The organism is Brumimicrobium mesophilum (assembly GCF_003025005.1).
GTDB classification, from domain to species: domain Bacteria; phylum Bacteroidota; class Bacteroidia; order Flavobacteriales_D; family Crocinitomicaceae; genus Brumimicrobium; species Brumimicrobium mesophilum.
Genome location: NZ_PVSS01000006.1, coordinates 65418 through 85662, shown reverse-complemented (window position 1 = coordinate 85662; position 20245 = coordinate 65418). Strand labels below are relative to the sequence as shown.

Annotated in this window: 23 protein-coding genes; 16 read left to right on the top strand and 7 right to left on the bottom strand. The window is 33.9% G+C overall.

What is annotated here, in order from left to right; translation table 11 throughout:
• The first annotated feature begins 301 nt into the window (after window positions 1-301).
• From C6368_RS17385 to C6368_RS07540, 10 genes are all read left to right on the top strand, one after another.
• Window positions 302-472, top strand: a complete 171-nt coding sequence (locus C6368_RS17385) for a hypothetical protein (protein WP_234369104.1) — start codon at window positions 302-304, stop codon at window positions 470-472.
• Window positions 463-804, top strand: coding sequence for a hypothetical protein (locus tag C6368_RS07585; protein WP_107038590.1), 342 nt, complete (start codon window positions 463-465; stop codon window positions 802-804). The genes C6368_RS17385 and C6368_RS07585 overlap by 10 nt, the downstream gene beginning before the upstream one ends.
• Entirely contained in the window at window positions 794-1189 is a 396-nt protein-coding gene (locus tag C6368_RS07580; protein WP_107038589.1) for a hypothetical protein, read from the top strand. The genes C6368_RS07585 and C6368_RS07580 overlap by 11 nt, the downstream gene beginning before the upstream one ends.
• A 298-nt stretch (window positions 1190-1487) precedes the next feature.
• A complete protein-coding gene (locus tag C6368_RS07575; RefSeq protein ID WP_107038588.1) occupies window positions 1488-1949 on the top strand; it encodes a mobile mystery protein A in 462 nt (153 codons plus the stop codon).
• A gap of 482 nt (window positions 1950-2431) precedes the next feature.
• The gene (locus C6368_RS17275) at window positions 2432-2602 is read left to right on the top strand and encodes a hypothetical protein (protein WP_159038497.1); all 171 of its coding nucleotides are present in this window, start codon (window positions 2432-2434) and stop codon (window positions 2600-2602) included.
• 261 nt (window positions 2603-2863) lie between these two features.
• Window positions 2864-3295: a hypothetical protein gene (locus C6368_RS07560; RefSeq protein WP_107038586.1), complete on the top strand. Its 432-nt coding sequence runs from the start codon at window positions 2864-2866 to the stop codon at window positions 3293-3295.
• A gap of 49 nt (window positions 3296-3344) precedes the next feature.
• Entirely contained in the window at window positions 3345-3710 is a 366-nt protein-coding gene (locus tag C6368_RS07555) for an iron chaperone (RefSeq protein ID WP_107038585.1), read from the top strand.
• A 156-nt stretch (window positions 3711-3866) separates the two neighbouring features.
• A complete protein-coding gene (gene cdd, locus C6368_RS07550; RefSeq protein WP_107038584.1) occupies window positions 3867-4340 on the top strand; it encodes a cytidine deaminase in 474 nt (157 codons plus the stop codon).
• A 244-nt stretch (window positions 4341-4584) separates the two neighbouring features.
• Window positions 4585-5637, top strand: a complete 1053-nt coding sequence (gene pdhA / locus C6368_RS07545; protein ID WP_107038583.1) for a pyruvate dehydrogenase (acetyl-transferring) E1 component subunit alpha — start codon at window positions 4585-4587, stop codon at window positions 5635-5637.
• Window positions 5638-5649: 12 nt separating this feature from the next.
• The gene (locus C6368_RS07540) at window positions 5650-6996 is read left to right on the top strand and encodes a pyruvate dehydrogenase complex dihydrolipoamide acetyltransferase (protein ID WP_107038582.1); all 1347 of its coding nucleotides are present in this window, start codon (window positions 5650-5652) and stop codon (window positions 6994-6996) included.
• A gap of 472 nt (window positions 6997-7468) precedes the next feature.
• Here C6368_RS07540 and C6368_RS07535 read toward each other — a convergent pair whose 3' ends face one another.
• Window positions 7469-7891 carry a nucleoside-diphosphate kinase gene (locus C6368_RS07535; RefSeq protein ID WP_107038581.1) on the bottom strand — a complete coding sequence of 141 codons (423 nt, stop codon included), beginning with the start codon at window positions 7889-7891 and terminating at the stop codon, window positions 7469-7471.
• Between the two features lie 238 nt (window positions 7892-8129).
• Between C6368_RS07535 and C6368_RS07530 the strand changes: the two genes are divergently transcribed.
• The 6 genes from C6368_RS07530 to C6368_RS07505 all read left to right on the top strand — a co-directional run bounded on the left by C6368_RS07530 (window position 8130) and on the right by C6368_RS07505 (window position 12634).
• Window positions 8130-8729 (top strand): methyltransferase domain-containing protein, encoded by a 600-nt coding sequence (locus tag C6368_RS07530; RefSeq protein ID WP_107038580.1) that lies wholly within the window; start codon window positions 8130-8132, stop codon window positions 8727-8729.
• A gap of 141 nt (window positions 8730-8870) precedes the next feature.
• Window positions 8871-10283, top strand: coding sequence for an MBL fold metallo-hydrolase (locus C6368_RS07525; RefSeq protein ID WP_107038579.1), 1413 nt, complete (start codon window positions 8871-8873; stop codon window positions 10281-10283).
• A 118-nt stretch (window positions 10284-10401) separates the two neighbouring features.
• The gene (locus tag C6368_RS07520; protein ID WP_234369103.1) at window positions 10402-10803 is read left to right on the top strand and encodes a rhodanese-like domain-containing protein; all 402 of its coding nucleotides are present in this window, start codon (window positions 10402-10404) and stop codon (window positions 10801-10803) included.
• 5 nt (window positions 10804-10808) lie between these two features.
• The gene (locus C6368_RS07515; RefSeq protein WP_107038578.1) at window positions 10809-11642 is read left to right on the top strand and encodes a universal stress protein; all 834 of its coding nucleotides are present in this window, start codon (window positions 10809-10811) and stop codon (window positions 11640-11642) included.
• Between the two features lie 8 nt (window positions 11643-11650).
• Complete coding sequence (locus C6368_RS07510; protein WP_199851606.1) at window positions 11651-12208, top strand: YeeE/YedE family protein; 558 nt, start codon at window positions 11651-11653, stop codon at window positions 12206-12208.
• A 12-nt stretch (window positions 12209-12220) separates the two neighbouring features.
• Window positions 12221-12634 carry a DUF6691 family protein gene (locus C6368_RS07505; protein WP_107038576.1) on the top strand — a complete coding sequence of 138 codons (414 nt, stop codon included), beginning with the start codon at window positions 12221-12223 and terminating at the stop codon, window positions 12632-12634.
• 231 nt (window positions 12635-12865) lie between these two features.
• On the opposite strand, the gene C6368_RS07500 is transcribed toward C6368_RS07505, so the two are convergent.
• The 6 genes from C6368_RS07500 to C6368_RS07475 form a co-directional block, all read right to left on the bottom strand.
• Window positions 12866-14383: a PAS domain-containing sensor histidine kinase gene (locus C6368_RS07500; RefSeq protein ID WP_107038575.1), complete on the bottom strand. Its 1518-nt coding sequence runs from the start codon at window positions 14381-14383 to the stop codon at window positions 12866-12868.
• A gap of 64 nt (window positions 14384-14447) precedes the next feature.
• Complete coding sequence (locus C6368_RS07495; protein WP_107038574.1) at window positions 14448-15680, bottom strand: M16 family metallopeptidase; 1233 nt, start codon at window positions 15678-15680, stop codon at window positions 14448-14450.
• Between the two features lie 9 nt (window positions 15681-15689).
• A complete protein-coding gene (gene pdxH, locus C6368_RS07490) occupies window positions 15690-16349 on the bottom strand; it encodes a pyridoxamine 5'-phosphate oxidase (RefSeq protein ID WP_107038573.1) in 660 nt (219 codons plus the stop codon).
• 3 nt (window positions 16350-16352) lie between these two features.
• Window positions 16353-16955 carry a DUF4494 domain-containing protein gene (locus C6368_RS07485; protein ID WP_107038572.1) on the bottom strand — a complete coding sequence of 201 codons (603 nt, stop codon included), beginning with the start codon at window positions 16953-16955 and terminating at the stop codon, window positions 16353-16355.
• 213 nt (window positions 16956-17168) lie between these two features.
• On the bottom strand, window positions 17169-19829 hold the full coding sequence (tamL, locus tag C6368_RS07480) for a translocation and assembly module lipoprotein TamL (RefSeq protein ID WP_449374861.1): 2661 nt from the start codon (window positions 19827-19829) through the stop codon (window positions 17169-17171).
• A gap of 57 nt (window positions 19830-19886) precedes the next feature.
• Complete coding sequence (locus C6368_RS07475; RefSeq protein WP_107038570.1) at window positions 19887-20237, bottom strand: hypothetical protein; 351 nt, start codon at window positions 20235-20237, stop codon at window positions 19887-19889.
• Window positions 20238-20245: the final 8 nt, after the last annotated feature.

Sequence of the window (20245 nt, the reverse complement as noted above, 5' to 3'; positions counted from 1 at the left end):
GATAGCTACCGGAATTTTAATTGTCAGGAGTTTATTTTTATAAATGACTACAATTTAAAACAAGCATAAGCAGTATTTGAGTTTTCTTGCAAAGACTATTTTGAAGAGGAGTTTCAGAGATGAAGCTCCTTTTTTTTTGTGATGGTTTTTAGGGATTGGTTTCTATTTTTTCGTTATCTTTATTAGTAACCTAAATTTTAAAACAAAAAATACAATGTTTAAAATCATTGTATTCAATATTAACCTGACTAATAATTATTACTTTAAAGTAGGATTGATTAGTTCAACCACCACCTTAATAATGAAATATAAATTAGTTAAAATCGACAACCTAAGCGGAGCTAAAGCTTCAATATATAGTGTAATTCAAGAAAATGAATCTGGAAACTTTGAAGAATCTTTCTTCGATTCTTTTATAGAAGAAAATAAAATTTTACTTTTAAGTGAAATAAAACCATATTATTGCGTTTAAAAATCATTGGAAATGAAACTGGAGCAAGAGAAAGTTTCTTTAAAACCAAAGAAGGTGTTCCCGGTGATGGTGTTTGCGCATTGTACGATACACCAGATAAGAAACTAAGACTTTATTGTATTAGATACGGAAAGGAACTAATAATTATTGGCAGTGGAGGTCAAAAAAATGTTAGAGCATTGCAAGGTGACGAAAAACTAGAAAAGGAAAACTACATTTTGAGGTGGCTTTCAGCCAAAATAACAGAATGCATGCAAAATGGTGAATTATCATTTTCCTCAGATTATATGAATTTTGAAGGAAACCTAATAATAGAAGATTATGAAGACTAAACAAGAAAAATACAACAGTTCACAAATTGATGAAATATTAGAATCAATCTCTCCACTCGAGGAAAAAAAACTTAGATCAAAAATGCTATTAGCAGCAAAAATTGAAGATACAATGAAAGCTAAAGGTTGGAACCAGAAGAAATTACTTGAAGCTACTGGTCAAAAAAATGCTTCTGTAGCCACAAAATGGTTTTCTGGGACTCACAACTTTACTCATGATACATTATTTGATATACAAGAAGCATTGGGAATTGAACTAATTAATATAGAAGAGAAAGAATTTTCCAAATCTTTAGGAGCTTTTGGGTCGGAGAAGTCAGCGGAGGAAATTTCTAGAGAAATAAAGAAAAGTCGAAAGTTTAGAAAGAAAGATTTAAAATTGTGATTGAGATTTATGAATTAACTATTTTGCTCCAATAATCAAAACACAAGCCTTCACATCATCAAAATATTAAAAACAGGAGAGTTAAGAAAATATTCAGTTATTAAGTAATTCTTAAGAACTGCCCAAATTCGAAAAAAACCACCTTATTCGTAAAACAATAGCTTTACAAAACTAAGAACTTGTACAATAATTACTTTACAAACATCCTAAATTGTCAATCATTTACTTTACATTTGTATGAAATTGTAAATACAATACTTTACAAAATCGAGATTCGTACGCTCAAACACTTTATAAAATGAGAAATAATAAGAAACTTTTAGTCGAGCAAATAGATAGAAAAATAGCACCTTTCCAAGAGGTGAACAATGTTATAATTCCTAATGTAGGTTGGATTTCTGCTATTAGAAACGCAATAAACATGACTATGGCGCAACTCGGAGACAAGCTCAACATGACTAGACAGGGAGTAAAATACCATGAAGAAAGTGAAATTAAAGGTTCTATTACTCTAAATACATTAAGAGAGTTTGGCGAAGCTATGGATCTAAAGTTAGTTTACGGTTTCGTTCCCAAAGATGGAACAATAGAAAACTTGATTGATAGAAAAGCCAAAGAATTAGCCACTAAAATAGTTATGAGAACAAATCAAAACATGGTGCTAGAAGATCAAGGAATTTACGGTGATAAAATTGATAATAACATTGAAGAATTAACCGAGGTTTTAAAGCGCGAAATGAGGAAGTCATTATGGGATTAAAACTAATTTTCCATGATGGTCAGACACCTTTGGATGAGGGTGAGAAAGAAGGATTGAAGATAAAATCAACATCGTAGGGAAATATGCTTACGATCAATATCCGGAAAATCCAAACGGTTATGGATTCAACTCCGCAATCATGTGTGACGCTTTAGAAATATTCCTTAAATTTGAGACGAATCTCTTTCAAATAATCCCCCATGCCCTACAAAAATTCTCAAACAGGGACTTTTCTCATCAGCGTAATGCTCATTTTCTGGTTATTCTTTGGATTAGCCTATCTAAATCAATGGGGAAACACTCCCCTTACTTTAAGCTCATTTCTGATTGTCACTTCTATTTTAGTTATAATAACCGTGTTATTTTACAAGCTAAAGGTTGAAATCGAAGGTCAAGTTTAAAAATTAACTTATGGAATCGGTCTCATAAAATTCAAATTCCAAATTGATAAACTAGAAGAGATCCAAACAATAAAAATTCCTTTGCACTATGGTTTAGGAATTAGATTTACAGCACAAGGAATGCTTTACAATATTCAAGGATTAAAAGCTGTGAAAATAAAATACATCAGCAATGGCAAAAGTAAATCTGTGATGATCGGAACGGCAGAACCAGAAATTTTGAAGGAAGCATTAGAAAAGCATTTTTTGTAACCTTCGTATGAAAATTATTATTTCAAACCATACAGCACTTATTTTAATTAAATTAAGGCGAAATTCAGTTATTAAGGATTACTGAACAACTGAAAACAAATAGAATAATAATACCACAACCCAAATGAAAGATTTTTTTTCCTGGCAACACTCACCTCTATAAGTCTTTTTGCATTTGTAACAATATTGATTCTTGGACTCATAAAAAGCAATAAGAAACTCTTAATTTCCGCAACTGTTCTGTTCTTTGTTTCAATAGGCATGGGAACTTACACTATTTACACTGTATTCAACAAATCGTTTGAACAACTTTCTGAGCTTACAACCTTCCGAACAGGCGATGAAATTTACGATGCTTTGTTCGACAAAAGTGAAAGCGAATGTGTAAATGTGATTCAACACCGAGATCAGGTTATTCCAAAAATAGATGGTGCAATTTGGATGCATTTTGAGACTTGTCCAAGCGAAATGAAACGGATCTTATCTCAACAAGAGTACTCTTCAGAGAAAATTTCAACGAGCGATCAAAGTTTAAGTTTTACGAATTCAGAATATATGAAGTGGTTTAATCCAAAATTCTTGGGAGATTCAGTAATCATTTATGAATATTCAAGTTATGTATCTCGGAATATTCAAACAATTTGGAGTAATTTAGACAGTACAGAAGTTTTCGTCCGTGATATTTATGATTGAAAAAATCGATTGAGATCAACTTTATTCCGTAATTGATAAAAATAAAATCATGGAAATAGCAAAAGACGTTAGTGAATACATTGCAAATTCACCCAAAAAATCCCAACCAATTATGGAAGATCTGCGAGAGATTATTAAATCGACAGTTCCCGAAGCAGAAGAAAGAATCGCTTGGAAAGTTCCTAACTACAAACTCAATGGAGTCTTAGCAGGTTTCGCGGTTTACACCAAGCATATTAGCCTAGGATTTAGCGAAGGAGGATTAAACGATGAAGAACGTGAATTTTTTGAAAAAGCCGGCTTCAAGACAGTAAAAGGAACAGTTCAGATAAAATTTACTCAAGAAATTCCAAAAGATACAATTGTAAAAACTTTGAAAAGACATGCGAAACTAAACAAAGCTAAATCGAGTTAAAGACCAGGATTCCGAAGCTTAAAACTAAAGATTTCCGCTATTTCATGACAATTAAACATAAAATAACAAGCGAAAACTTTTGACATAAGATTATCCTCTTATTTTAGCATCCCATACTAGGTTTTGAAATTCTACGTATGGAATAAAAATTTCAGTATGAAAAAAGAATTCAAATTTTCATATCATCATTTGGCATCTGTAAAAGAACTAAATGAAGATCAAAAAAAGACCCTAGAGGCAGCAGAACAAGCAACACTAAATGCTTATGCTCCTTATTCAAAATTCAAGGTTGGAGCTGCTCTATTATTGAACGATGACACAATTGTGATTGGAAGTAATCAAGAGAACAAGGCTTACCCAACAGGACTTTGCGCAGAAAGAGTTGCATTATTTTCCTACGGGGCTCAGCAAAACAAGCAAGGTATTAAAATGATCGCCATCACTTGTGAAGGTGATTTATTAAAAGAAGGTGATGTTTTCTCTCCTTGTGGTGGTTGTCGTCAGGCAATGGCAGAATTTACAGAAATGCAAGAACAAGCATTTGAGATCATTTTAAAAAATGGTGATGGGAGTATACTCGTATTTGAAGGTGTTCATCAGCTACTACCTTTTATTTTTGGAAGCAAATAATAATTGATAGAAAACTCCAAAAACTGTGTTATGCTCGTTTTAAATAGTAGTCATCTATAAAAATAGACACCTGCAATTAATAACGACACAAGCCTTATTTTTGAAGCTTTCTTTTCAAATATTAATTAATACTTAGTATTCTTCCATACCCTATTTGGGAATTTAATCAATTCTATTAATGGATTACTACTTTAAAAAAATATAAATTCTATATTTGTCTAATCGAATTAAACTGTATTAAATTATGGCAGCAAAAGCATCAGAAAAGCCAAAAAAAACTACGAAGAAAGAAAGCTCTTCAAAAAAACAAAAGTTTTCAAAAGAAACTTATATCAAATGGTATAAGGATATGCTTTTGATGCGAAAGTTTGAGGAAAAAGCCGGTCAACTATATATCCAACAAAAGTTTGGAGGATTTTGTCACTTATACATCGGGCAAGAAGCTATCGTAGCGGGAACTGTTAGTGCTACAAAACCTACCGATTTTCATATGACAGCATATCGTGATCACGCACATCCTATTGGATTAGGAACAGATGTTCGTAATCTTATGGCAGAGCTATATGGTCGTGAAACTGGTGTTTCTAAAGGAAAAGGTGGATCAATGCACTTCTTCGACAAAGAGAAAAACTTCATGGGTGGACACGGAATCGTTGGAGCACAAATTCCAATGGGTGCAGGTGTTGCATTCGCTGAAAAATACAATGGAACAGACAATGTAACAATGGTTTCTTTTGGTGATGGAGCAGCACGTCAAGGTGCACTTCATGAAACATTCAACATGGCTATGTTATGGAAACTTCCGGTTATTTTTATTGTTGAAAACAATAATTATGCAATGGGAACTTCTGTTGAACGTACGACAAACGTAATGGATTTATCAAAGTTAGGTTCTTCATATGAAATGCCTTCTTTTGAGGTTAATGGAATGTCTCCAGAAGATGTACATGAAGCTGTTGCAATGGCCGCTGACCGTGCAAGAAAAGGTGAAGGTCCAACTTTATTGGACATTAAAACATACCGTTACAAAGGACACTCAATGTCTGACCCTCAGAAATACAGAACAAAAGACGAGGTAAAAGAATATCAATCAAAAGATCCAATTGAACATTGCTTAAAAGTGATTAAGGATAATTCTTATTTATCTGAAGATGAGATAAAAGAAATCCAAGATTGGGTTGCAAATGAAATAAAAGAAGCAATTGAATTTGCTGAAAATTCGGCTTACCCACCTGCAGAGGAATTATACAAAGATGTATATAAATCTGAGGATTACCCATTTATTAAAGAATACTAAAAACTAAGAAAAATGGCTGAAGTTATTTTAATGCCAAAATTATCGGATACGATGACGGAAGGTGTCGTTGCAGAATGGCACAAGAAAGTTGGAGACGATGTTGAATCTGGTGAATTACTTGCTGAAATCGAAACTGATAAAGCAACAATGGAGTTTGAATCATTCTATGATGGTAAACTCCTATATATAGGAATTGACAAAGGCGAAACAGCTCCTGTAAACGATATTTTAGCGATTATCGGTGAAGAAGGTGAAGATATCGACAAAATTATTGCTGACGCGAAAAGTGGTGGTGATGAAAAAGAATCTTCTGAGCCGAAAGAGGAATCTTCTGATGAAGAAAAAGAAGAGGAAAAACAAGAAGAAAAGCAAACAGAAAAAAAATCTGCAGCTGATAAATCTTCTGACGATGAACCAAAAGAAGCTAAAGAATCGAAAGCGTCTAATGATAAATCCGAATCTTCTTCAAAATCAAATGATGGAGATAGAATTTTCGCTTCACCATTAGCAAAGAAATTAGCTAAAGACAAAAATATTGACTTGAACGATGTTCAAGGTTCAGGAGAAAATGGACGAATTGTTAAACGCGATATCGAAAATTATAAGCCTGAGGATAAACCTAAAAATAGTGCAAAAGCTCCAGCAGCTTCTAACTCAAAAACAGGTTCAACTCAAACAGAATCTTACACGGATACAAACATTTCACAAATGCGTAAAACCATTGCGAAACGTTTAGCTGAAAGTAAATTCACTGCTCCTCACTTCTATTTAACGATGGATATCGACATGGATAATGCGATGGCCCAACGTAAAGTAGTTAATGCAAACGATGATATTAGAATTTCATTCAACGACATGGTAATTAAGGCATGTGCAGTTGCATTGAGAAAACACCCTGCAATTAACAGCGCATGGTTGGGAGACAAAATCCGTACTTATGACCACATCAACATCGGTGTTGCTGTAGCAGTTGAAGACGGATTATTGGTTCCTGTTGTTCGTTTTGCTGATTCAAAAGGATTGATGGAAATCGGTGCTGAAGTTAGAGAATTTGCGAAAAAAGCGAAAGACAAGAAATTACAACCACAGGACTGGGAAGGAAATACATTTACGATTTCTAACCTTGGAATGTACAATATCGAGGAATTTACTGCAATTGTAAATCCACCAGATAGCTGTATTCTTGCAATTGGAGCGATTAAACAAGTTCCTGTTGTGAAAGATGGTCAGGTAGTTCCAGGAAATGTAATGCGAGTAACACTTTCATGTGACCACCGTGTTGTTGATGGTGTGAAAGGTTCGGAATTCTTGAATACTTTTAAGTCATACATGGAAAACCCAATGATGATGCTGGTTTAATTTTGATTAAAAACCCCATTTTCAGCGTTGCATATATTTGATTAAAAAATCATTGACATTAGTCAACTCATTTTTAGTAAAATTTAAGCGCCTTGTAAATGAAATTTTTAATTCAAAATTTTGGATTTCTGATTCCATAAAATATATTACAAAAGTCCAAACAATAATGTTTGGACTTTTTTTATTTTGATTATTTCACTAAAATCTGCTACCGCGAGAAATACGCTTAACCAGTACGGTATTAATATAATACGATAAAAAACAACTCTTCTCTTCTCCTCGGTGCTCTCTGTGAAAAACCTCTGTGAATCTCTGAGAAAACACCAAGTGCCGCAGGCGCTTTCCGCCACCCTTTAACTCCTCCGCGACCTCTGCGAAACCTCCGCGTTCTTTGCGGTTAAAATTCACAGTAAAACAAAAAAAAGCCATACCTCTCGGTACAGCTCTCTCAATAATATATCTTAAACGTAACTTACGCTACAACCTCTTCAGCTGCAAAGTGAAATTCACCTTCGATTTTTGCATTTTCGTCAGAATCTGAACCGTGAACTGCATTTTCTCCCATTGAAGTAGCATATGCTTTACGGATAGTTCCTTCAGCTGCTTCTGCTGGATTAGTAGCACCAATTAAAGTACGGAAATCAGCAACTGCATTTTCTTTTTCTAAAATAGCAGCAACGATAGGTCCTGATGTCATGAATTCAACTAATTCACCGTAAAAAGGACGCTCACTGTGAACAGCATAAAATTCTTTTGCTTGCTCTTCAGTCAATTGCGTATATTTCATCGCTTTAATTTCAAATCCTCCGTCAGTAATCATTTGAAGAATGTTTCCGATGTTACCAGCTTTAACTGCATCTGGTTTAATCATTGTAAAAGTTCTATTCGTTGCCATTTTAATAATTTTTCTAAATGTGGTGCAAAAATAATGAAACGCCATTGAATAAGTTGATTTTCAATCAAAATATTTTTATTAAGATTAAATGGGATACTTTTCACAAAGAGAAAACTAAATAGCTCTCTGTTAGACTAGCCCATAATCTTTATTTCCAAAACCTATTTTCTTTTTTAGCCTATATCTCTTCCTCATATTTTTTAGTAACTTTCTATCTTTAAACAAAACTTACAAAACAGTGAAAGAATCGCCATCATTAGAGAATTTAAATCAAGAATTCTGGAATTCAAAATACGAGAATAATTCAACAGGTTGGGATTTGGGAGAGGTCTCCCCTCCTATCAAAGAATACATTGATCAAATAGAGCGTAAGGATTTAAAGATTTTAATTCCAGGCGCAGGAAATGCATACGAAGCAAAGTACTTAATTGAAAATGGGTTTACAGATGTCACAATTATTGACATCGCTCCTCGACTAATTCAAAATCTAAAAGAAGAATTTAAAGGGAATTCAGCAATTCAATTAATTCATGGTGACTTTTTTGAACATGAAGGAAAATATGACTTAATTCTCGAGCAGACTTTCTTTTGTGCAATCCACCCTTCATTACGTCCAAAATACGTTAAAAAAATGATATCACTTTTAGCGAATAAAGGAAAACTCTGCGGGTTATTATTTAATAGAAAATTTGATGGAGGACCACCATTTGAGGGAGATAAGGAAGAATATTTGGGCTTGTTTCACGAAGAATTAAACATCAAAACAATGGAGATGTGTTACAATTCTCATCCAGCAAGAAAAGGCTCAGAATTATGGATTAATCTTCAAAAACATTAACTTTAATTTTTATGAATGACTGACTATTAAAACAAGGATAAGTCTGGAATTGATCAACTCGTGCAAAGACTGTAACAATTGTAACTAAAAAATCACAAATGAATCACGACCTTTGTATTGTCGAAAGAAAAAAATAAAGATATGAACATAGAACAAATTTATACAGGATGTTTAGCGCAAGGAGCTTATTACATCACAAGTAATGGGGAAGCAGTAATCATCGACCCACTTCGTGAAATTCAACCTTATTTAGATAGATTGGAAAATGACGGGGTGAAATTGAAATATATTCTTGAAACACATTTTCACGCAGATTTTGTTTCTGGGCACTTAGATTTAGCAAAGGCTACTGGAGCAGATATAGTATACGGACCAAATGCAGATCCAGAGTTTGATTGTATTGTTGCTGAGGACGAACAAATATTCGAAATTGGAAATATTAAAATCAAAGCAATGCACACTCCAGGTCACACAATGGAAAGTACGACTTATCTATTGATTGATGCTGATGGAAAAGATCACGCTATTTTCTCAGGAGACACATTATTCTTAGGAGATGTTGGTCGTCCAGATTTAGCTCAAAAAGCTGCAAGCATGACACAAGACGAATTAGCAGGTCATCTATACGACTCTCTAATGACCAAAATAATGCCTTTAGCTGATGACGTTATCGTTTATCCCGCGCACGGTGCAGGATCAGCATGTGGTAAAAACATGATGAAAGAAACGGTGGATACTTTAGGGAATCAAAAGAAAATGAATTACGCTTTAAACCAACCCAATAAAGAAGCTTTTGTGGAAGCAGTAACAGATGGATTGCTCCCACCTCCAGCATATTTCGGAGCAAACGTTGCAATGAATAAGAAAGGATATAAAAATGTTGAAGAGGTAATTAAAACTGGTCTTACAGAATTATCTCCTAAAGAATTTGAAGCAGCTGCAGAAGGAACTGGAGCATTAATCTTAGACACTAGATCAAACGGAGATTTCGCTAAAGGATTTATTCCAAATTCTATTAGCATTGGAATCGGTGGAGATTTTGCACCATGGGTTGGAGCAATGATTGGCGATGTGGAACAACCATTACTATTGGTTAGTGAACCAGGAAAGGAAGAAGAAGTTGTAATTCGTTTAAGTCGTGTTGGATTTGACAATGTTATCGGATTCTTGAAAGGTGGATTTGAATCTTGGACCAAAGAAAACCGTGATATCGATAAAGTAGACAGAATTACACCAGAAGAATTTGAAAGCAGATTAAAAGTTGGTGAAGATAAGGTTGTTGACGTTCGTAAAGATACAGAATACGCTGCAGAACATGTAGACGAAGCTTTCTCTCGTCCTTTGGCAAGTTTAAATGAATGGATTGTAGACATTAATCCTGAGGAACATTTTTTCTTACATTGTGCTGGTGGGTACAGAAGTATGATTGCAGCAAGTATTTTGCAATCTAGAGGCTACAGAAATTTCACAGAAATTGAAGGAGGAATGGGAAAAATTTCAAAAACAGGAATTCCAAAAACTGACTTTGTTTGTCAATCTAAGACAATGTCATAAGGATTGAAATCATACCAAACAACAATGGTTCGAATTGTTTGAACCATTGTTGTTTTTAAAAACGGAGAGTTTTACAAGAATTAAAAATATGATTTGTTCTCAATTTTAACCAAAGCAAATGAGTTACATAAAAAACATAGGATTAAGTGCAATAATGTTTGGAGCTGTGATTATCACAAGTTGTTCAAATTCACAAACCAGTGATACTACCACGACCCAACAAACGCCTCAAAAAAAGCAAAAAGTTGAAACGATTGATTTCGAGAGTGCTTTTATTGTGGATGTGCGAACACCACAAGAATTTGCAATTGGACATTATGAAGGTGCGGTAAATATTCCTTTAAATACGGTTGAGTCAAACCTTGAACAATTCAAAGGTCACAATCAGATAGTAGTTTACTGTAGAACTGGCGGAAGATCTGGAAACGCAAAAAGCATCTTGGAAAAGAATGGTTATCATAACGTGATCAATGCTATTAATGAAGTCCATTTACTTAAACTAAAGGCTAATCAAAAATAAATACTATGGAAAAAGTGAATAATATCAAGGTTTTAATTCCCACGAATTTTTCAGTGGAAGCGGAATATGCTTATTTAATGGTAAATAACCTATCAAATAAAGCTAATATGGAAATCACTTTTCTACATATTTTGAATGTCCCTGATACTGTCACCCTTGATGTAAACGGTATGATCAACACTTGCGGGGAAATAGATATGGGATTTGTTAGTATTCAACGTGATTTGGCTTTACAGAAATTAGCTGAATTAGAAGCCAAAAATCCTGAAGTTAAAACTGATCTTATTTTTGGCCATACTACAACTGGTATCACTCAATACGCCGAAGATCACAATTTTGATCTCATCGCAATGGGAACCAAAGGTACATCTGGGTTTACCGAAAGATTTATTGGAAGTAATGCTCAACTTATCGCAAGAAATTCCAACGTTCCCGTTTTGTCATTAATGTGTGACCGTTCAGAATTGGAATTAAAAGACATTCTCTTGGTGCATAACTTTCAAGAGAACGAGCCACAAAAATTAGATTTAGTTAAAAGCTTCATTCAAATTTTTGATACAAAACTTCACTTTTTACAAATTGCTAAGAAGAATGAGGATGAAGAAAACATTAAGGAAAGCATGCAACTTTTTGCCAAAAAAAATCAGCTTCATAATTATGAAATGCACATTATGTATGATCACAATATAGAAGTTGGAATCAATAAATTCGTGGAAACGCACAACATGGATATTGTTTGTATTGGTACGCATGGTAAGGGTGGTATATTCCATAAAAGTCCAACTGAGACATTAATTAACCACCTGTATAAACCCGTTATTTCTTACAAAATTAAATAGAAAATATGATAGATTTTTTAATGCAACCTTGGCCCTGGTGGTTCTCAGGGTTAGTTCTCGCGTTCATAATGTTTTCCTTACTTTTATTCGGAAACTCATTTGGATTCTCTGCCAACCTACGTACAATTTGTTCTATTGGAGGAGCTGGGAAGACAGTTAAGTTTTTTGATTTCGACTGGAAAAAACAAACTTGGAACCTCGTATTTCTTGTGGGTTCAATATTAGGCGGATTCATAACAAGTGAATTTCTTAGTCTTGAAAGCTATACTCCTGCCCTATCCGAAAACACAATTTCTGACTTACAAGAGCTCGGTTTTTCAGCTCCAAATTCTATTCAACCATCCGAGTTATTTGCTTTCGAAGCGATTTTCACCCTAAAAGGATTTTTCATTCTTGCAATAGGTGGTTTATTGGTCGGTTTTGGTGCAAGATATGCAGGTGGTTGTACATCCGGACACGCTATCAGCGGACTTTCCAACCTTCAACTTCCATCTTTGATAGCTGTTGTTGGATTCTTTATTGGAGGTTTAATAATGACCTTCGGAATATTCCCCCTTATTTTCTAAAAAATACAAAACATGAAGTTTATAAAATATTTAATAGTGGGAACACTATTCGGAATTGTTATGTCTAAATCCGAGGCGATTTCTTGGTACAGAATTCAAGAAATGTTTAGGTTTCAATCTTTTCACATGTACGGTATTATTGGTGTTGCAGTATTTTCGTCTGCAATCATTGTCGCTTTAATCAAGAAATTTAATGTGCATGATATGGCAGGAAACCCAATTCTTTTTTTCCCTAAAAACAAATCCACAGTCCGCTACTTATTAGGTGGAATTCTTTTCGGATTAGGCTGGGCGCTTAGCGGAACATGTCCTGGTCCAATGGTTGTAAATATCGGTTATGGATTCATGTCTTTTGGTGTTATTTTTATTTTCGCCCTATTTGGAACATTCCTTTATGGCGTGGTAAAAGATAAGCTACCCCACTAAATATCTGCACTTTCACAATTGAATTTAATAAGGTTTTTCAGGATAGCACATAATCAAAGATAAAAGAACGATTTCCTCATTTTAACTTCTGGAACTGATTTTAATTCTAGAAGCCAAATATTTCTGTAATTCATCTCAAGGTTAGCGAATATCCATGTTTTAGATGATTAGAATACAATTTAAAATCAAACAAGGGAGATAATTCATTTAACGTTCGATTTTCATTTGTAACTACCTTTTCAGTTTATTCTCAAAAGTCAACCTAAACACTACTCCGCTAAGGTCAGTTAATTGAACGATCTCACCATCAATTTGCTCAACTAAACTATTGATAAGGAGTACTCCTAAACTTTCGCATGAGTTTGTTAAAATATTTCTTGGACTATTCACACCTTCATCACCCATAGTAAATTGAAACTTGCCATCTGATAAATCTTCAATTTCTATCAAAATCTTAACAAGTCCATTCGAATCACCACCATGCTTAATGGAGTTTGTTATCACTTCATTCATTAATAATCCTAAAGGAATTGCCGTATCCAAACTCACTTGGATAGGCGTAAGCTGCATTGAAAAATCTATTCTAATACTATTTGAAGAAAAAGTACTTGTTAAGTCACCTACCAACTTATCCAAATATTTCCCGAACTCAATTTTATCAAGTTCATCAGAATGATAAAACATTTCATGAATTGAGGCCATAGATTGAATTCTATTCTTACTTTCTTGATATAACTTTGCAAGCTTTGTTTCTCCTTTATTTGCACCTGATTGCAAAGACAATAAACTAGAAATTATTTGAAGATTATTTTTAACGCGATGATGAATTTCTTTTAGGAGTAAATCTTTTTCACTTAAGTCATTCAGTAATTCATGTTGAGCTAATTTAGACTTTGTAACATCTCGAGCTGTGCAGTATGCCAATTGAGTTTCTTTGTCTAAATGTGTATTCCAAGATAAATGGACCACTTTACCAGATTTGGTTATGTAGCGATTTTCAAAGGTAGCAGTGGATCCTGTTGTTTCAATTTCCTTCATGACCTCAACTGTATGATCCATATCATCAGGATGAACAAATTCCAAAAAAGATTGCGCAAATAACTCTTTTTCCGAATACCCTAGAATTTTTGTCCAAGATGGACTTACTTTGACAAAATATGCATCCCAGTGTACAATGCAATGTAAATCGAAGGATAGGTTAAAAAAATTATTTAATCCATTTGAACCGGTAATATCCCCTGAAATATCTTTAACTAATCCTTCAGCAGCAATTACTTCTCCTTCTTCATTCAGAATTGGTCGGGATGTATACGACAATAGTTTCTTCTCTCCAATTGGAGTAATTATCGCATGGTTCATATTTGCAATAGATTTAATAGATTTTTTTATTTCTTGCAGACGATTAACTGTTAACTCATCTAAACAACTCTTATAAAAATCTAATAAACTGCCTTTAAAATTTTCTGGATAATTAAACATTTTATAAACCTCGTCAGACCAAGTTAATTTATTCTCTAAAAAATTATAATTCCAACTTCCTACTTCAGAGAACTCTTGTGTTTGTTGAATGAGGTTATCCTTTTCAATTAAAATTTGATTATAGCAATTCTCTTCACTAATACCGGTCCCAAAATCATTTTGTTCACTAACATTTGAAGAATTTAACGCTAAGTATTGTTTTTTCAACTCTTTTAATTTAGCCTCAGACCTCGCTATCTCAAGATTCAATTTTTCTAGTTTCTCTTTCATCAATAATCCATTTTTAAAAATTCTAGAAGTTAGAATCTTACGCTAATAAGTGTAATTTATTATATTATTTAACACTGTAAACCAAACTAGAAACCTGTTCTGGACGCATAAACTCTTTGGCCATTTCTTGAATTTCAGTTGGAGTTATACTTTCAATGGCTTCATAAATTTCGGCAAGTGTATCGATTTGATTAAAAACCAATAAACTTTTACCAAAATTGAGCATCACACTTCCATTACTGTCCATTCCTAAAGCAAAATGTCCCTTCATTTGTTGCTTCGCTTTCTTTAATTGATTCTCAGTTAAGGGTTCATCAATAAAACGTTGAATTTCCTTTAGGATTAATTTTATTGTTTTCTTTTGATATTTAGGATCTGTTCCTGCATAAACATTCCAATATCCAACCTCCTCAAAAGGTGTGTAACTAGCGTCAATGTTATAAGTATATCCATATTTCTCACGAATTGAAAGTCCTAAACGAGAATTTAAAGCTGGTCCACCCAAAATGTTAATTAGCAATGTGAAAACACGGCGATTAGGATGATTGTATCCAGGTGCTCTACCTCCAATCATGATATGCGCTTGGTAATTGGCATCTGCTTTTTCAATATTAAACGGAACTAGCGGCTTGGGTTCAATTGGATGACTCAATTCTTCACGGTGCGAAAAATGACCAAAATCCTTGTTCAATTGTTTGAGTAAATCTTCTGCTTTTACATTCCCTATAAATGAAATCACCATGTTTTCTGGATAGAAAAACTTCTTAACATAACGCTCCAAATCAGATTTCTGAAAAGATTGAACCGAATCAACTGTTCCAAGAATATTCTTCCCTAATGCATTTTCTGGAAACAGATAAGATTCAAAATCATCAAAAATTCTGTCTGAAGGACTGTCCAAGTAGGAATTGATTTCATCTAAAATAACTTCCTTTTCTTTTTCAATTTCCTTTTCAGGAAAGGTGGAATTGAAAATAATATCGGCCAATAAATCCGAAGCTCTTTTCAAATGCTCTTTCGTAAAAGAACCGTAAACACAGACTTCTTCTTTAGTTGTATATGCATTCAATTCACCTCCAACTGAATCGAGTCGGGATAAAACGTGGAAAGCCCTCCTGTTTTTTGTACCTTTAAAAATACAATGTTCTAAAAAATGAGCTAAACCTTCTTCGTTTTCGCTTTCATAGCGTGATCCTGCTCGAACAGTTACTCCAAGATGAGCGACAATGGATGGATCGTGTAGATAAACAACACGCATACCATTATCTAATTGATAAACTGATGGTTCTATATTCATAAAATTTCCTTAGGGATTGCGGCGTTTTACCGTCCATTCTTTGCTATCAACATCGTTTTTCTCAAAACAAATTCTATCATGTAAACGACTTGGTCGACCTTGCCAAAATTCAATAGAAATTGGCCTAATCAAGTATCCTCCCCAAAATGGAGGGCGTGGTACTTCTTGATTTTCAAAACGCTGTTCTATCTTTTTATACTCCTGGTCAAGGATTTCTCTTCTTGAAATTTCTTCACTTTGTTTTGAAGCCCATGCACCCAACTGACTTGGACGAGGACGAGATTTAAAATAATCATCAGACATAAATTCTGGTGCCTTTTCAACGCTACCTTGAACACGAATTTGGCGTGATAATTCATCCCAATAAAACAAGGCAGAAATCTGAGGATTTTCCGCAAGATCCTGCCCTTTTTTACTTTCGTAATTGGTATAAAAAATCAACCCTTCCTCCATTAATTCCTTCATATAAACAACACGAGAGGAAGGCATCAAATCTTTCCCAACCGTACTTATGGTCATAGAATTTGGAGAAATACATTGTTTTTCAAAAGCTTCTTGATACCATTTTGTAAATAGCTTCATTGGATCAATACTTTTCAGTCTGTCATCCAACTTACCCTGATCAAAATCTGAATGATCATTACGTAAAATATCAAGAAACTCTTTCATAATTTATTTTGTTTCGTCTTCAAAAGAAACGTCGTTCTCCTCTTCTTCTTCGTATTCTTCCTCCTCGTTTGAAGATTCATATTCATCATCTTCTTCCTCAGAATTAGGTAAAGGTCTTGGTGTAGTATCAACTACTTCTCCTTCTTCAAGCGGACGTCTATCGATTTCAACATCCATATCAGGGTTGTAAGGCAAAACTTCAACAATTGGAGTAAGCATGATTGATGGCACTTCAAAAGTTACCGTCATGTCGCTCAAACTTTCTTTTATTCTTTCGTAAGCTTCTTTTACATTACTCGCTGTAACTAGAAAGTTACTTGTAATTTTCTTTTCTTTCCCTTCGTCTCCGTCAATGGAAACGTAAGTTAGTTTACATTTATACCAATCATCAGAATCATCGTAATAAAAGATATCAGCATATTCTGTCTTTGTAATTCCGGTAATCAAAAACTCACCAGTTACACTTTGACCAATTTCTTCATACATGCGTGCTTCTGCATCAGTAAATGAAACAGAATCTACCAAATATGGCTCTGTTACACGTTTTAAACGTCCGTCTTCAAGCTGTTTTGTATATTTTACTTTTACCGTAAACCAATTATTCATAGCTCTATATTATTTTTTTATAAAATCCTATTTTTAAGACCAACAAAGTTAGCAGAAATTAAGCCTTAAATCGAATAAATCATCTGGTTATTTCAAGAATCGAAGAGCCAAAGAATGTTATTTAAGTTTTTAGACAAAAGGTAGGTGGGAAACTCAAATTATTTCTTAAAAAAAGGCATCCTCTTTTAATCCACCTTTAAAAGTGTAACTCATCTAAAAAGGATAACCAATAGCAATGTGAAACTGTGGCTGGAATGGATTAGGTAAAACGCCATCGTTTTTATAATAATAATCTCCTGTGCTAGGATCAATTCCCCATTGATTTTCTGCTTCTTCGATAAAAGGATCTCTGCTTTGGAATATCCATTTTCCGTTTTTAGGCAAAGCGGGATTCCTTAGTGGAAAACCTAAATCTAGACGAACAATCAAAAATGAAAAATCTAAACGTAATCCAACACCAGCAGAAACACTTAACTGCTTATAAAAATCGTTTGTAATTTGTCCACCAGGCCTGTTTTCATCCTCGTTGTAGGTCCAAACATTTCCTACATCACTAAATACAGCTGCTTCAAATAAATTTGTAATCTTAAATCGGTATTCCAATGATGCTCCTAAACGCATATCCCCCATTTCTGTTACGGTTCTGCTCGTATCTAAATAGTATTTATAAACTCCGGGACCTAAAGATCTGGCCCTAAAACCCCTGTTATCATTTGAACCACCTCCAAAAAAGCTATAATCAAAGGGTAAACTCGGGCCGTTATTTTCTAATGGAACTCCAGCTCCAATTTGTAATCTATAATGTAAAGATTTTTCATTGAAATATTGATGCAACCTAAATTCATTATCTAATCGAATAAATTGGGAATAGCGCTGACCTAAAAATTCTTTGTAACCGTCCTCGTTTAATGCATTGTCTTTTGTCAACAAACTAATGGCCATTCCAGCCATATCAAAACTAAAACCGTAATTAAAAGTAATTTTACCATCTTTTAAGGTTGGATTCGCATAACTATAAGTCACAGCGGCATCCTTATAAATGGCTTGATTGCTGTAGGCATTAATCAAAAACAAATCATTTTGTTGTTCTAACCTATCTTTAAAATCTTCAGTTTTATCAATCCTTACAAATTGAATACCACCAATTAAAGGGATTCCTACAGTAAAAACTTGACTTCTATCAATGTCAAAAAACTTCCATAAATAATTCAATTGAATGGTTTGACGTTTAAATTCCGGTCGCAATTGATAGTTATAAGCCGCAGAAAAAGTAGTAGTTGGATTTTGATTTTTAGACAGCCTAGACATTTTAAGAGGAAACAATCTTGGGATATCTAACTCTATCGATGGACCAAATTCTATAGTATTCAAACTACGTGTTCCATCTTTAAGAACAGTTGTTTCTTCATTAGAAAATATATCAGGTTGAGATTCAAAACCACCACTAAAACTAATTTTCAGTTTATTTCCAGTACGGTATAGGTTCCGATTAATGTAATTTAATGAGGTAGAAACCCCTAAAAAACTATTGGAATGTGTGGTCTTAGGCTCAAAACTAAAAGTTCTTTGTTCTAAAGTTGTTAAATAATAATGTACATCAATTGAGTTATCTTCGTTTTCAATAATCTCGGGTTTCACAGTCTTGAAAATATTCAAATTCATGAGCCTGGAATAAGATTGTCCAACAAAGTCACCTTTGTAATAATTTGTTTCTTCTAAATAATTCTGAAACTCTATTAATTCAGCTTTCGTAGTTAACTTTCCATTATATAAGAAGGTTGCAGTTCTGTTTCGCTCATTTTTACCATCATACCAATCATACCTAAGGGTGTCATATGTTGGAATATTATCATAAGGTCCTAAATCAATACCACGCGGATCGAGTTGTTCTTTTGTGAAATTCCCAGGATAATTTAACGTATCCATCAGGTGAAAATAAACCTTACTGATTCGTGTATATGCAAAAGGCTTCTCCCTTTCCGTTTGGTCTTTTCCAATCAATCTTTTAGAAACATCTATAGCGATTTGAATTGAATCCCCTTGCTTTAAAGTATCTACTTCAAACGTAATATAACTTTCTTTAAAACCATATAAAGCGCTATTTTTCATATAATCCGACATAGATTTACGCATAACACTTAATGCTTCAGAATCAAAACGAAACGGGGCTATCAAAGCATTTTCTCCATTCTCTATGTATTTTTTATATACTTGCTGAACTGCCTTATTCTCAGTTCGTAAAAAAATGGAATCTACATAACTTAGATAACCAGGCGTCAAAAAGTAATCTACATACGCGTATTTTTTCTTCGCTTTTAATTCTACTTCTGCCCTTACTTCCGCTCCGAAATAACCTTTTTTCTGAAGCAGCAATTGAATTTGATCTTTTGAAGTAATCATCATAGAGGAATCATAAATCACAGGTGCTTCACCATAATCATATTTTACCCTTTCACGTAATGTATGTTTTACTTCAACTGTATCCTTAAGGTCAATCTTCTTTGGTTTGTAAAAATCCTCTCCTCGTTTAAATGCTTTTGCGATTCGGCGATCGTTTATTTTTTTTTGACGGGCTATTCTTTCTTTGTTCTTCTGACGGTATTTTAAATAGCGCTTCTTTTTTCCTATTTCAGTTTTAGTGGAATCAATACTATTGAAAGCCCGTAGTTTAAATCGAAACCCTAATGTTCTGTGCGCCGGTCGTTGACGAATAACACTCTCCACCTCGCTTTTACTAAGCTTTGTGCTATTAGGCATTTCGACGTCATTAGACACCAACATAAAATATCCATCCGGAACATTCCGAGTAATATTACACGCTGCTAAAAAACAGCTTAGAACCAAAAAGAAAATATAGCGATAGAATAGCTTCACAGTAAGCAAAAATACAAATCAGTTGGGTATTAATTGTTAATTATTATTTCTTAATTCTCAATTGTCATTTGATGCCTTAATTTTCAATAAACTTTCCTTCACTAAAATATAAATCACCTCATGTCTCATACCAGATTCATCCTGTGAAAAAGATGTGCTAGAATCTACAATTTCAAACCCTTCTGTCAACCATTTATCAAGTTCTATTTTAAGTTTTACTGCATAGGAATGAGCACTATAGCTATGTCTATTGTAAGTCTCAACATTATCTGGATTCACAACGCTGATCACAAACTCGCGATTGCCCTTCTGACCAGTAACTAATACTGATTCGGTTTGAGCAATACTCTGAAAACTAAGGATCAACAACAGAAAAGTAAGCGGAGCAATTAAAAAGAATTTTTTCATAGCAAATT

Coding starts and splice junctions, on each gene's coding strand:
- cdd (WP_107038584.1), top strand. CDS start 3,867: ATGAAAAAAGAATTCAAATTTTCATATCATCATTTGGCATCTGTAAAA.
- C6368_RS07555 (WP_107038585.1), top strand. CDS start 3,345: ATGGAAATAGCAAAAGACGTTAGTGAATACATTGCAAATTCACCCAAA.
- C6368_RS07560 (WP_107038586.1), top strand. CDS start 2,864: ATGGGAACTTACACTATTTACACTGTATTCAACAAATCGTTTGAACAA.
- C6368_RS07500 (WP_107038575.1), bottom strand. CDS start 14,383: ATGAAAGAGAAACTAGAAAAATTGAATCTTGAGATAGCGAGGTCTGAG.
- C6368_RS07535 (WP_107038581.1), bottom strand. CDS start 7,891: ATGGCAACGAATAGAACTTTTACAATGATTAAACCAGATGCAGTTAAA.
- C6368_RS07520 (WP_234369103.1), top strand. CDS start 10,402: ATGAGTTACATAAAAAACATAGGATTAAGTGCAATAATGTTTGGAGCT.
- C6368_RS07540 (WP_107038582.1), top strand. CDS start 5,650: ATGGCTGAAGTTATTTTAATGCCAAAATTATCGGATACGATGACGGAA.
- C6368_RS07575 (WP_107038588.1), top strand. CDS start 1,488: ATGAGAAATAATAAGAAACTTTTAGTCGAGCAAATAGATAGAAAAATA.
- C6368_RS07475 (WP_107038570.1), bottom strand. CDS start 20,237: ATGAAAAAATTCTTTTTAATTGCTCCGCTTACTTTTCTGTTGTTGATC.
- C6368_RS07515 (WP_107038578.1), top strand. CDS start 10,809: ATGGAAAAAGTGAATAATATCAAGGTTTTAATTCCCACGAATTTTTCA.
- C6368_RS17385 (WP_234369104.1), top strand. CDS start 302: ATGAAATATAAATTAGTTAAAATCGACAACCTAAGCGGAGCTAAAGCT.
- C6368_RS07525 (WP_107038579.1), top strand. CDS start 8,871: ATGAACATAGAACAAATTTATACAGGATGTTTAGCGCAAGGAGCTTAT.
- C6368_RS07495 (WP_107038574.1), bottom strand. CDS start 15,680: ATGAATATAGAACCATCAGTTTATCAATTAGATAATGGTATGCGTGTT.
- pdxH (WP_107038573.1), bottom strand. CDS start 16,349: ATGAAAGAGTTTCTTGATATTTTACGTAATGATCATTCAGATTTTGAT.
- C6368_RS07505 (WP_107038576.1), top strand. CDS start 12,221: ATGAAGTTTATAAAATATTTAATAGTGGGAACACTATTCGGAATTGTT.
- pdhA (WP_107038583.1), top strand. CDS start 4,585: ATGGCAGCAAAAGCATCAGAAAAGCCAAAAAAAACTACGAAGAAAGAA.
- C6368_RS07485 (WP_107038572.1), bottom strand. CDS start 16,955: ATGAATAATTGGTTTACGGTAAAAGTAAAATATACAAAACAGCTTGAA.
- C6368_RS07580 (WP_107038589.1), top strand. CDS start 794: ATGAAGACTAAACAAGAAAAATACAACAGTTCACAAATTGATGAAATA.